The organism is Isosphaeraceae bacterium EP7 (assembly GCA_038400315.1).
Taxonomy (GTDB): domain Bacteria; phylum Planctomycetota; class Planctomycetia; order Isosphaerales; family Isosphaeraceae; genus EP7.
In genome coordinates, this window is the sequence record CP151667.1 from 6,903,461 (window position 1) to 6,915,579 (window position 12,119).

General features: G+C 67.8%; 11 protein-coding genes. 7 read left to right on the forward strand and 4 right to left on the reverse strand.

Annotated features, from left to right (window positions below):
• The first annotated feature begins 79 nt into the window (after positions 1–79).
• The 7 genes from EP7_RS27265 (at position 80) to EP7_RS27295 (ending at position 6,958) form a co-directional block, all read left to right on the forward strand.
• Positions 80–553 (forward strand): hypothetical protein, encoded by a 474-nt coding sequence (locus EP7_RS27265; RefSeq protein WP_463525413.1) that lies wholly within the window; start codon positions 80–82, stop codon positions 551–553.
• Between the two features lie 65 nt (positions 554–618).
• Complete coding sequence (locus EP7_RS27270) at positions 619–1,398, forward strand: class I SAM-dependent methyltransferase (protein ID WP_463525414.1); 780 nt, start codon at positions 619–621, stop codon at positions 1,396–1,398.
• A 57-nt stretch (positions 1,399–1,455) separates the two neighbouring features.
• Positions 1,456–1,749: a hypothetical protein gene (locus tag EP7_RS27275; RefSeq protein ID WP_463525415.1), complete on the forward strand. Its 294-nt coding sequence runs from the start codon at positions 1,456–1,458 to the stop codon at positions 1,747–1,749.
• Between the two features lie 177 nt (positions 1,750–1,926).
• Entirely contained in the window at positions 1,927–3,018 is a 1,092-nt protein-coding gene (locus tag EP7_RS27280) for an EAL domain-containing protein (protein ID WP_463525416.1), read from the forward strand.
• A gap of 1,016 nt (positions 3,019–4,034) precedes the next feature.
• Positions 4,035–5,015 carry a DUF1559 family PulG-like putative transporter gene (locus tag EP7_RS27285; RefSeq protein ID WP_463525418.1) on the forward strand — a complete coding sequence of 327 codons (981 nt, stop codon included), beginning with the start codon at positions 4,035–4,037 and terminating at the stop codon, positions 5,013–5,015.
• A gap of 43 nt (positions 5,016–5,058) precedes the next feature.
• Entirely contained in the window at positions 5,059–5,457 is a 399-nt protein-coding gene (locus tag EP7_RS27290; protein WP_463525419.1) for a hypothetical protein, read from the forward strand.
• Positions 5,458–5,527: 70 nt separating this feature from the next.
• Positions 5,528–6,958 (forward strand): carboxymuconolactone decarboxylase family protein, encoded by a 1,431-nt coding sequence (locus EP7_RS27295; protein ID WP_463525420.1) that lies wholly within the window; start codon positions 5,528–5,530, stop codon positions 6,956–6,958.
• Positions 6,959–7,256: 298 nt separating this feature from the next.
• On the opposite strand, the gene EP7_RS27300 is transcribed toward EP7_RS27295, so the two are convergent.
• The 4 genes from EP7_RS27300 to EP7_RS27315 form a co-directional block, all read right to left on the reverse strand.
• Positions 7,257–8,033 carry a FliA/WhiG family RNA polymerase sigma factor gene (locus tag EP7_RS27300; protein WP_463525421.1) on the reverse strand — a complete coding sequence of 259 codons (777 nt, stop codon included), beginning with the start codon at positions 8,031–8,033 and terminating at the stop codon, positions 7,257–7,259.
• Between the two features lie 214 nt (positions 8,034–8,247).
• A complete protein-coding gene (locus EP7_RS27305; protein WP_463525422.1) occupies positions 8,248–8,517 on the reverse strand; it encodes a hypothetical protein in 270 nt (89 codons plus the stop codon).
• Complete coding sequence (flhF, locus tag EP7_RS27310) at positions 8,514–9,653, reverse strand: flagellar biosynthesis protein FlhF (protein ID WP_463525423.1); 1,140 nt, start codon at positions 9,651–9,653, stop codon at positions 8,514–8,516. The genes EP7_RS27305 and flhF overlap by 4 nt, the downstream gene beginning before the upstream one ends.
• Before the next feature lie 83 nt (positions 9,654–9,736).
• Positions 9,737–11,878, reverse strand: coding sequence for a flagellar biosynthesis protein FlhA (locus EP7_RS27315; RefSeq protein ID WP_463525424.1), 2,142 nt, complete (start codon positions 11,876–11,878; stop codon positions 9,737–9,739).
• Between the last annotated feature and the right edge of the window lie 241 nt (positions 11,879–12,119).

The window sequence follows — 12,119 nt, forward strand, 5'->3', positions numbered from 1 at the left end:
CCCATCGGCCCTTTCCGCCCGTCATCCCAATGGTTCGGAAAACCCCTTGAAGACCCAGGCCATCGGACTCGGGTTGGCCATGATTGCGCTCATCGCCGGCTGCGGCGGCCAGGAGGTCACCCCCGAGCGGCTCGGGGCCGCCCGCCAGACCTGGCAACGCGCCCGAGTGGACGACTACGACCTGGAATGGACGAGCACCGGCGCCCGCAACGTGCATTACCGCGTCTTCGTGCGAAACGGCGAGGTCGAGGCGATCTACAGCGTCCTTCCCGATGGCCGCGAGGTCGTGGCCAGGCCGGGCGAGCCGAAATACTTCGGGGTCGACGGCCTCTTCCGCACGATCGACGACGACCTGGCGCAGCTCGGGTCGGCCAATCCCTTCGGGCAGCCGGCCGGGACGAAGATCGTGCTACGCTTCCGGCCGGATCCGACCTATGGTTATCCGATGAGCTATCGGTGCGACGTCCTGGGCACGCCGCAGACCCGCGCCCTGGATGTGCGCAAGTTCGTCCCGAACCCGGGCCGAGCGATCCCACCGCCGGGGCCGAGCTGACCAGAACCCGGGGACGCACGATGCGGACACGCCCCTCTTCTCCGCCCGAATCGAAGGCCACCCCCGTGAATGAGCAAGAGACGACTCGCCAGGACCGCCAGTGGAGCCGTCACGCGGCACGCTACGACGAGCTGTTCCTCGACCCGTTCCGCCCCGGGGTCGTCAACCCGCTGCTGGCCATGCTTGACGCTGTGGACGCGCCGACCACGAAGACGGTGGCCGACCTGGGCTGCGGCACGGGCCCCCTGCTGCCGTACCTGGTGGGGCGATTCGGAACCGTGATCGCGCTGGACTTCGCCCCGGCGATGATCCGGCGGTCGCAGGCCAGGCTGGGGGCCCTGGCCTCGCGGGTGACCTTCCACGTGCGAGCGATGGACGAGCTGAGTGATTACGCCGGCAAGCTCGACCTGGCGGTGGCGGTCAACTCGCTGGTGATGCCCGACGTGCGCGAGATCGACCGGACGCTGCGGGCGATCCGCGCCACGTTGCGGCCCGGCGGCGTCTTCGCGGGGGTTGTCCCCTCGATCGACGCGATCCACTATCACACGATGTTGCTGATGGACCAGGCCCTGGACACGGGCGCCGAGCCCGAGGCGGCCGAGCGGTCTGCGGCGTTCCTGGCCGAGCACACCTACTACGACTTCGCCATCGGCCGATTCGAGTTCCGCGGCCTGCGCCAGAAGTTCTGGCAGCCGTTCGAGCTGAAGCACCGGATGGCCCGCGCGGGATTCACCTCGATCGAGCTGGATCAGGTCCTCTACCCCTGGGACGAGAACATGGCCGGGTTCGAGCAGCTCTCGGGCCACCCCCGGAGCTGGGACTGGTCGTTCGTGGCGCGCGCCTGAGCGGGCCACGCCTTGCCCTGCCCTGCCCCCGTCCGCGCAGCTGGAGTCCGCCCCGAGATGGACAGGAAGCCCACCCCGCCCCCGCAGCCCGGCGGCCGCCGCACGCACCGGCTCTTCGACGAGGACCCCTTGGTGGTCGCCGAGTCGATGCCGCGCACGCCGTTCGAGTTCTACCTGAGGTCGACGCCCGCGGCCCCCCTGCCGGGCTGGGTCCGGGCCCTGCTCTGGGCCGTCGGGCTGGCCGTCGCCCTGCTGCTGGTCGCGGCCCTGACGAAGGGCCCGAGGCCCCGCCCGGCGCGGGCCGCCTGGCTCGTTCCCGCCGGGCTCGTCGCGACGCGGGCCGAGGCCTGAGCCATCGCCACGCTGCGGACATCGGAATCGACGGACCATCCGCCGCCGGGCGTGTTTGCCCCCTCGTCTGACTCCACGCCGAGTTCGTCCGGCGGGAGTCCCGCGTGAAGCCGCCCGTTGGCGTACTCCGTGACCTAGTGTCCCCGAGTCGCCACTCCTCTCGGGCCGAGGCACGTCATGTCGCAATGCTCACGGTGTGCGGTCACCCCAGCCCCGCTGCCCGAATCCGGGACCCTCTTCGTGTCCCTGCCGCTGGCTCATACCCAGGGCAAGATCCGGTCGCTGCTCACCCAGATTGAACTCGGGTTCGAGGCGACCGGCTCCGGGCTGCTGGGCATCCCCATCGCCCCAGGTGTCCTCCCCCTCCTGGCCAGGTCGCTCGCCGAAGTCCTGAGCCTGGGCGAGCAGGCCGACGCGAAGACCTTGATCCTCCGCGACGGTGCTTGCCTGTCGATCGACGACCTGACGGCGATGCAGCCCCTGGGCACGCTGCTCGCCCGGATCCGCGGGAACTGGCTCATCGAGCTGCTGAAGGAGAACCGGATGGTCTCCCACTTTCAGCCGATCGTCCGGGCCGGTGACCCCGAGGTTGTCTTCGCCCAAGAGTGCCTGCTGCGCGGTCTGGGCGACGATGGATCGCTGATCCCGCCCGACCGGCTCTACCGGGCGGCACGCGAGGCCGACCTGATGTTCCCGCTGGACAGGGCCGCGAGGCTGACGGCGATCCGCTCGGCCGCGGCCCAGGGGCTCGACCGCGACGAGTCGCGCCTCTTCATCAACTTCAACCCGACGGCCATCTACGACCCGAATTTCTGCCTCCGCACGACCGTCGCCGCGCTGAACGAGACGGCCTTCCGGCCCGAGCGGGTGGTTTTCGAGATCGTTGAGAGCGATCGGATCGAGGATCTGGGCCACCTGAGGCGGATCGTCCACTTCTACCGCGAGGCCGGCTTCAAGGTGGCGCTGGACGACCTGGGATCGGGCTTCGGCTCGCTGAAATTGCTGGCCGAGCTGCGGCCCGATTTCGTCAAGCTCGACATGGAGCTGATCCGGGGCGTCGACGGCGACAGCTACAAGGCAGGCATCGTCGCCAAGCTCCTGGAACTGGCCCGGGACCTGGGGATCGAGACGGTGGCCGAGGGGATCGAGACCGAGGGCGAGAGCGCCTGGGTGCGCGACCACGGCGCCGATTACATGCAAGGTTACTTCTTTGCCAGGCCGACGGCGACGCCCGCCCGCTCGCGCCATCCGGCCGTGGCGAGCCTCTAGACCAGACCCTTCCGCATCAAGCGGTTGACGCGATTTTGCCGATGTCCGCAATGGCCAAACCAGCCGGGGATGTCGTCAGGGCCCGGCACTCCCGAGGCGCTCGCGAGAGTGAAACTGAACGCCGCAAGGCGGCGCTTTGACCGGTCGTCGTGACGGTCCGATTCAAGTCGGATCGATGTACGCTTTTTTTTCGGAGTCACCGGCCTTTCATTATTGTAAAACACCGGCCGAACAGGGTACTGTCATTCTGAGTGATCGCTCATAGAGTCATGCGATTCCCGGTTCGAGTCACTGTATTCAATGGGCCGTATGCCCCGCCGCCGACCTCTGACATTCATCGCGGGCGCGATCCTCACGCTCTCGGTGCTCGGCTGCGCAGCTTCGACGGCCAAGGCGTCGTGTAGTCATTATTCGCACTCTCGCTCAGATCGCGAAATCATCGCGATGCTCTCCTTTTTCGACGATCTGACGGTCGACGCGAGGGTCGGAGACGAGCCTCTCCAAGCTCCGCGACCACAACCCTGCTCCGGACCATCCTGTTCAGAAGGTCCGTCACGCCCGATCCCCACGCTTCCTCCCGCGACGCCGATGGGCGAGCGTTGGTGCTGCCCACCAGCCCTTTCCTATCTGGCACCGCCTAAGACCAGTCGGTTCCGTGTCGATGAAATGACACCACTGACAGTGGACCGCCCGCTCAAGATCGAACGTCCCCCGCGAAGCCATTGCTTCTAAATATCTAAATTAATCGCTGTATTGGTGCAGGCATGTCACGAATGCCGGGTTCTCCCGCGTTTGTGCCCCCTCGTCCTTCGACGCGATTCCGTTCATCGATGGCAAGAACCTGCCTGCGTGAGAAATCTCGCGCGTGGACCGGTCTGGCATTCGATACCGCTCGCGGCTGAATATCCCGGCATAACCTCCCGGACCTTCCTTGCCAAATGGCAGGGATTGACCTTGTCCGGCATTGCGCACCGCGATCGTTTCGATCGGTCCTCCAACAAACTGAGGCCATTTTCATGATTCGCAAGCGTTCAGGCTTCACACTGATCGAGCTCCTCGTGGTGATCTCCATCATTGCCGTCCTCATTGCCCTCCTCCTGCCAGCCGTTCAATCGGCCAGGGAGGCCGCTCGGCGTGCGCAGTGCGTCAACAATCTCAAGCAATTCGGTCTCGCTCTGCATAACTATCACGACGTTAACGGGGCGTTTCCGATCGGCAACGCCATGAACGTCGCGACCAATGACAAGACGAACTTATCTCAGCACACGCGTCTGCTCCCGTTCATGGAGCAAACGGTGATTGCTAATTCGATCAACTTCAATCTCAACTCGACCATGCCCGGGAACTCGACTGCTCTGGTGACCAGCGTCGGCATCTTCGTCTGCCCTAGCGACTCGGCGAATGTGCTGCCCGCGGGTTGGGCGGGAGTCAATTACCGGTTCAACCACGGGACGATCCCGCTGAACGCCTTCGGGCCGCAGGATACCTCCGCCGTGAACACCGCGATGCCCGCGCCCAACGGCACCTTCTTCCTGGACTTCCGCGTCGGGATGGCCGAAATCACCGACGGAACCAGCAACACCGCCGCGATGAGTGAGCATATCAAGGGCGATTTTAGCAACTCGATCTCGACGGAGTTATCCGACACCTACCGCCCGGGGACCTACCCGGCCAACGCCGACGAGGCGGTCAGCATGTGCCGCCAGGTCGATGTCCTGGACCTTTCCAAGCAGGGCAACTCCAACGTCGGCGCACCTTGGATGTCGGACAGCCACACAGGCACGCGTTACTACCACACCGGCGTGCCGGGCTCGCGGTCGTGCATGTACCCGCCGCAGCGGATCAGCACCACCGCCAACAGCCGCCACCCCGGAGGCGTCAACGTCACCATGGCCGACGGCTCGGTCAGGTTCGTGAAGACCACGATCAGCGTCCAGACCTGGCGAGCCGCCGGCACTCGCAATGGTGGCGAGGTCATCAGCGCCGACAGCTACTGATTGGGCCACCTCGATGATGGGCATTCCATTTGGAGACTTCTCGATGAAGCCAATCAACACGGGGCTCGCTCTCCGACCCATCGGACTGGCCCTGGTATTCCTCGTCGGGACCGCCGGGTGCGGCCAGAACGCCTCGCCGTCCGACCCGGTCGAAGGCCGGACGCTGCTGCTGGCCGCGCTCGAGGCCTGGAAAGGGGGCGAGAAGCCCGAAACCTTGACCAGCCAGGACCCGCCACTGCACGTCGCCGACGGGGACTGGATGTCCGGGCTGCGCCTGGTGAACTTCCGGGCCGCCGAGGAGGGTCGGCTGATCGGGACCGACGTCAACTATGACGTCGTCCTGGAGATGAAAAACCCTCGCGGCAAATCAATCAGACGCGACGCCGTCTACGCGGTGACCACTCACCCGCAGCGGCTGGTCCTGCGTCAGGACAGCCTCTGAGACGGTCGACATCGCCCCGTCGCTCGCACTCGTCCACGTCTCTCTAACGTTCGATAAGGGGACGCCTCACGTGAGAACGATCAAGCTCCTCGCGACCGGCCTGTTGCTGGCATCGGCCAACGCCACATACGCCGACTCGCCTCGGCCCGTCCCGCTGACCCGGCCCGAGATGAAGCAGCTTCTCGAAGACATGAAATCGCGCAAACCACGCATTCCACTCCCTGAGCTGAGCGCCGAGGAGAAGGAGAAACTCGGGGAGCGTGGCGCGGGCTACGAAAGTCGAATCCGCGCCCTTTACCTGCCGGCCGGCGAGGGATTCGGCTTCGGAGGAAACCGTCCGGCGTCCGCCGGGAATGCACAGACACCCGCCAATCCCCGGACTCAGCCCGGCCAGTTCGGTAGGAACACTGACCCGAACCAGTCTCTGGACTATGCCTTCAAGACCGAACTGTTCTGGATCGTCTCGCGGACCAACAACTGCCAGTATTGCCTCGGCCACCAGGAGTCGAAACTGCTCGCCGCCGGCTTGAAAGAAGATGAGATCGCCGCCCTGGACGGCGATTGGTCGGAGTTCACTCCCGCACAGCGGGCGGCCTTCGCCTTCGCCCGCAAATTGACGTTCGAGCCCTACAACCTGTCCGACGCGGATATCGCCTCCCTGCGCAAGGATTACACCGACCTCCAGATCCTGGAGATGATCATGTCGGTCGCGGGCAACAATGCGATCAACCGCTGGAAGGAGGGGGCCGGGGTCCCTCAGTCCGCGAACGGCGGCAATTTCGGCAGGAGGACTGAGCCGACCACGGAGCAAAACGCGGCCCATCAGAGCTACCTGACGCCGACCGCCGAGAAATATCTCAGCCGGATCACCAAGGTCGCCCCGGTCGTGAACGATCCCACGTCCGGCAAGCCGACCGTGTTGACCGTATGCGACCGACCGCCGCTGGAGCCACGAGCCGAAGTTGAAAAGGCCCTGCAGGTAGCCCGAACGCGAGGCCCGCGCTTGCCGCTGCTGGATGAGGCAAAGGCTGAGACGGTGCTATCCGAAGCCCTGCCGTCGGGGGATTTGCCGCAGTGGGCGAGGCTGCTGGCCAACTTCCCCCGCGAGGGCGTCCGGCTCGCCACGGGAATCCGCAACGCCGACGAGAAGGGCGACCTTACGCCGCTGCTGAAGGCACAGGTCAGCTGGATCATCGCCCGGCAAGATCGCGCGTGGTACGCGACCGGCCAGGCCAAGAGGCGACTCGAATCGCTGGGCCTATCCGCCGACCAGATCTACAGCCTCGACGGCGATCTGTCGTCGTTCACACCCAGCGATCGGGCACTTTTTGTGGTCGCCCGTAAGCTGGCCGCCTCCCCCGTCGTGCTTACGGATGAGGATGTCGCTCTCGCCGTTAAGCTTGCCGGGCCGCGTGACACAGTCCAGCTCATCAATTACACGACGAACCGTGCGTCGTTCGATCGCATCACCGAGGCGGCCGGGCTCCAGGTTGAGAAATAACAGGGGCGGTTTTCAACTCGCCCGGTCTTGCTTGGACGCCAATCACCGGCACGAGTCGACGCTTTTTGCCCCGGGCGACGGAGAGCCCGGGGTTTTTCATGCGCGGAGCATCGCGTGTTGCCACGCGACCCGTCCATGGAACAGCAGACGGCGATTTCCCCCCACGGGGGCGCAAAAAGAGAGGCCCGCGCCGGCCGTCCCCGAGGTCTGGGAGACGGCCGACGCGGGCCTTCGATCGGATCGGGCGGTCTGCGTCCCGCCGGACTCGTAGCCGCCCGAGATCGCGGATTCTTCAGGGTCAGGTGCCGAATTCGGGCCGGCGGGCGGAGAGCTGGGACTGGAGGCGGCTGATGATCGACGAGTGCATCTGCGAGACCCGCGACTCGCTCAGGTCGAGCGTGGCGCCAATCTCCTTCATCGTCAGCTCTTCATAATAGTAGAGGATGATGATCAGACGCTCGTTGCGGTTGAGCCCCTTGGTCACCATGCGCATCAGGTCCTTGCGCTGGAGCCTCCGGGTCGGGTCCTCCCCCTTCTTGTCCTCGAGGATGTCGATCTCGCGGACGTCCTTGTAGCTGTCGGTCTCGTACCACTTCTTGTTGAGGCTGATGAGGCCGACGGCGTTGGCATCGGCGGCCATCTTGTCGAACTCGCCCGGCGGCAGGCCCAGGCGCTCGGCCAGCTCGACGTCCGTCGGCGGGCGGCCGTGCTGGGCCTCGAGCGACTTGCGGGCCTCCTCCATCTTGGTGTGCTTGGAACGCACCAGGCGGGGGACCCAGTCCATCGTCCGCAGCTCGTCGAGCATGGCCCCGCGGATCCGGGGGACGCAGTACGTCTCGAACTTGACCCCGCGGGTCAGGTCGAACGCGTCGATGGCGTCCATCAGGCCGAAGACGCCCGCGGAGATCAGGTCGTCCAGGTCGACGCCCTCGGGCAGGCGTTGCCAGATCCGCTCGGCGTTGTACTTGACCAGGGGGAGGTAACGCTCCACCAGCCGGTTGCGGAGTGGTGTGGTCGGCTGTTCCTTGAACTCACGCCAGAGTTCCGTGACGTCCACATCCAGCTTGGTTGACATCTAGACCTCCGTGTCGACTTCGCGGGCAGGGGCACATCCATGTGCCGGGGGGTCGCTTCGAGCAGTGGGCCTTCGATGCGATCGCGGCGGAGACCGGCGGCGGCCGGCTCCCCCCTCTCCTGTCGCGGTTCAAGGAACCCCGCGGACATCTTCAGATATCGGACATCCGGCATCATCGGCTTGAGCCGCATTGCCGGAGAAGTTTGCCTGAGCCTCACGATCGACACCCCCGGCGCGTCGGCGCCCAGCGTGCGAACAGCGAGGCGAAGAGGCCGACGATGGCGGCCGGAGGCGGGCCGATGCCCGGGGCCTCCGCCAACCGAGCCGGCGGCGACTTGGACCGCGCCCCGGCCTGGGGAATCTCCCCCGCCCGCGCCCTGACCCATTCACGAAGCCCGTCGGCCTGGTCGGACATGCCCCCTCCCGTCGCGCCCGGGGCGCCTCTGGTCGCCGGCGGGTCGCCCCGCCCGATGGGTCGGTTCATGGCAAGACCTCCTGGCCGAGGATCAGCCGAGCGAGCCTGGACCGGTCCGCGCCCTCGATGTCGTCGGGCACGGCCTGGCCGGTGGTGATGTAGCTGACGGGGCGGTCGGCCTGGGCCAGCAGCCCGAGGACCCCGCCGAGGCCGTCGGCCTCGTCGAGCTTGGTCAGGATCAGGCGGTCGGCCCGGGCCACGGCGAACCGGTCGACGGCCGCCTTCAGGCTCCGGGCTCCGGCCGCGGCGCTGAGGACCAGGTGGACCTCGTCGGGGCGGGCCTCGGCCAGGAAGTCGGCCAGCTCGCGGATCTTCACCTCGTCGCGCGGGCTGCGCCCGGCGGTGTCGATGAGCACCAGGTCCACCTCCCCCAGCTCGTCGATCGCCCGGCGCATGTCGGCCGGGGTATTGGCCACCGAGAGGGGCAGGTCGATGATCTCTGCATACGTGCGCAGCTGCTCGACGGCGGCGATCCGGTAGGTGTCGACGGTGACCAGGCCGGTGTGCAAGCCGTGGGCTAGCTTGAAGCTTGCGGCGAGCTTGGCCACGGTGGTCGTCTTGCCCACGCCGGTCGGCCCGACCAGCGCGATGACGCGCCTGGTGCCGGGGATGGCCAGGATGGGCGGGGCCACCGGGATGCACGACTCGACGGCCAGCACCAGGGCGCGGCGGAGCGAATCGGGCCGCTCGGCCTCCTCGGGGTCGACCAGCTCGGCCACGTGCTTCGCCAGGCGGCGGGCCAGCCCCTCGGGCACGTCGGCCTCCAGCAGGCTCGCATAGATCGGGACCAAGGGGGACGGCAGGTCGGGCAGCAGGTGGTCGAGCCGGCCCATCCGGGCCAGGTCCTCGACCGCGGCGTGCAGCCTGCCGAGCCGGTCGCCAACCCCGGCGCGGACCGCCTCGTGGGCCTCGCGGTGGTGCGCCTGCGGCACCGCCACGGCCGGCGGCTCGGCCGGCGAGGCCGATGCGGCGGTGACCTCGACCAGTTCGCGGCTGCCCAGGCCGAAGATCCGACGGCGGCGGACCTCGCGCGATCCGAGGATGGTGGCCCCGCCCCCGAGGTCTCGTCGCACCAGGGCCAGGGCCCCTTTGAGCGTGGCCGCCCGGTAGGTCCGGGGCGTCGTCTGCGGCTCGGTCTTTCGCACGGTCCCCCTCCCTTCCCTTGTCCCGGGCCATCTCGATCGCGGAAGCCACCCGGTTCCGTCCGGGGGCGAGGCTTGCGTCCCGCTCAGCGGGTCGCCGTGGCTGTGCTCACAGTGGTGACGGCCGGCAGCTCGTCGCCGTCGACCACCGAGCCGAGCGTCTCGACGGGCGCATCCCTGGGGATCTCGCGGTAACTGAGCACGACCAGCCGGGGCAGGTCGGCGCGGGTGAGGTCTTTCAGCACCGGGCGGGCCTCGGGCGAGGTGAGGACCACCGGCGGGTGGCCCGCCTCGACCAGCGGCTGGACGGCCTGGGCGACCACGCGGATCACCTGGCGGCAGAAGTCGGCCCCGAGCGCCGTGGTCGGGCCCGAGTCGGGCTGCTGCGCCGAGGCCGCCAGTCGGGCGTCGATGGCACGGCCCAGGGTGACCACCCGCAGGTGGCCGTCGGCCCCGAGGTGCTGCTGCGCGATCCGCCGGCCGAGGCTCTGGCGGACGTGCTCGGTCAGGGCGTCGGTGTCGTGCGTGCGGCCGGCCTGCATGGCCAGCGACTCGAGGATCGTCTCCAGGTCGCGGATGCTGACCCGCTCGCGGAGCAGGTTCTGGAGCACGCGCTGGACCTCGCCGGCCCGCATCAGTCCGGGCACGACCTCGTCGACCAGGGCGGGCGACGTGGAGCGGACGCGGTCGAGGAGCCGGCCGACCTGCTCGCGGGTCATCAGTTCGTCGGCATGGCTCAGGACGATCTCGGTGAAGTGGCCGGCGACGACAGCGGAGGCCTCCATCAGCCGGCAACCGGCCAGCTCGGCGACCTCGCGGCCATCGGCGTGGATCCAGACGGCCGGCTGGCCGGTGATCGGGTCGAAGCCGTCTCGGCCCGTCGGGCCGTCGACCAGGCCGACGGGGGGGATCGCCAGCAGCCTACCGGCGTGGGCCACGCCCTGCCCCACCACCGAGCCGCGGATCTTGATCCGATATTCGTGGGGGCCGATGCCGATCTCGTCGCGGATCCGGGCCTTGGGCACGATCAGGCCGAGGTCGCGGGCGACCCGGTGGCGCATCGCCCCGAGCCGCTCCAGCAGGTCGCCGCGGCCGGGCTCGGCCAGGCTGATCAGGCGGTACCCAATCTCCAACTCTAGCGGATCGACATGGAGGAGATCCTCCATCCGATCGCGGACGGGCTCGGTACGCTCGGACTCCGCCTCCACACGCTCAGGCTCCGCCTCGGGACGCAGATTGTCGCGTGTGCGTCGGGACCGGATCACGTAAGCGCCCGAGGCGAGGGCCCCGGCCAGGGTCAGCAGCGGCAGCTTGGGCAGTTCGGTGAAGGCCAGGACGGCGAGGAAGACGGCCGAGGCGCCCAGTACCTCGGGGCGACCCAGGAGCTGCCCGGTCACCTCGGCACCCAGGTCCGAGTCGCTGCTGGAGCGGGTGACGATCAGGCCGGCGGCCAGCGAGATGAGGAAGGCGGGGACCTGGCTGACCAGGCCGTCGCCGATCGTGAGCTTGGTGTAGACCTCGACGGCCTCGCCGACGCTCATGCCCGAGTTGACCACGCCGATGTAGAGCCCGCCAAGGATGTTCACCACCGTGATGATGACGCCGGCGACGGCATCGCCCCGCACGAACTTGCCGGCACCGTCCATGGCCCCGAAGAAGTCGGCCTGGCGATAGACCGCGTCGCGCCTGCGGTGTGCCTCGTGCTGGTCGATCAGCCCGGCATGCAGGTCGGCGTCGATGGCCATCTGGCGGCCGGGCAGGCCGTCGAGCATGAACCTGGCGGCGACCTCGCTGATGCGGGTGGCCCCCTTGGTGATGACGACGAACTGGATGACCACCAGGATCAGGAAGAGGATGGCCCCGACGAGCACCTGGTCGCCGGCGACGAATTCGCCGAACGCCTTGATGACGTCGCCGGCCGCGTCCAGCCCGTGCTCGCCGGCCCGGGTGAGGATGAGCCTCGTCGTGGCGACGTTGAGCACCAGCCGGGTGAGCGTGGTGGTCAGCAAGATGGTCGGGAAGACGCTGAATTCATGGGGCGCCCGGATGGCCAGGGTCGTCAGCAGGACGATGACCGCCAGGGTGATATTGGCCGAGAGCAGCAGGTCGAGCGCCGCCGGGGGCAGCGGGACGACGAAGACCAGGATCGCGCCGACGATCGTCACCGGCAGGATCAGGCCCGAGAGGCGCGACCAGGGAGTAACCTGGCTGGGCGGTGCGGGAGGCATCCGTTGCTCTCCTCCGCTCGAGCGGGGTGGTTGGTTCGTCCGTCCGTTCCGTCTGACTCGAACGCCGGGCCGCCCCGTCGGGGGTCGGAACCGGAGTCGGCCGTGGCCCCGGCGAGCATCCATGCTCGACCGAGGCCCGTGCCAAGTGCGCAACCGCAGGCCATCGGCATGCGAGCCGAGGGCCGTACGGAGGTAGGCTTAACTTGGAAAATCTCTGCAATTCGCCGGGTTTTGACTCAAG

Excerpts from the sequence above, each read along its gene's own strand:
- EP7_RS27265 (WP_463525413.1), top strand. The coding sequence starts at position 80 with ATGATTGCGCTCATCGCCGGCTGCGGCGGCCAGGAGGTCACCCCCGAG.
- EP7_RS27275 (WP_463525415.1), top strand. The coding sequence starts at position 1,456 with ATGGACAGGAAGCCCACCCCGCCCCCGCAGCCCGGCGGCCGCCGCACG.
- EP7_RS27280 (WP_463525416.1), top strand. The coding sequence starts at position 1,927 with ATGTCGCAATGCTCACGGTGTGCGGTCACCCCAGCCCCGCTGCCCGAA.
- EP7_RS27285 (WP_463525418.1), top strand. The coding sequence starts at position 4,035 with ATGATTCGCAAGCGTTCAGGCTTCACACTGATCGAGCTCCTCGTGGTG.
- EP7_RS27290 (WP_463525419.1), top strand. The coding sequence starts at position 5,059 with ATGAAGCCAATCAACACGGGGCTCGCTCTCCGACCCATCGGACTGGCC.
- EP7_RS27300 (WP_463525421.1), bottom strand. The coding sequence starts at position 8,033 with ATGTCAACCAAGCTGGATGTGGACGTCACGGAACTCTGGCGTGAGTTC.
- EP7_RS27305 (WP_463525422.1), bottom strand. The coding sequence starts at position 8,517 with ATGAACCGACCCATCGGGCGGGGCGACCCGCCGGCGACCAGAGGCGCC.
- EP7_RS27315 (WP_463525424.1), bottom strand. The coding sequence starts at position 11,878 with ATGCCTCCCGCACCGCCCAGCCAGGTTACTCCCTGGTCGCGCCTCTCG.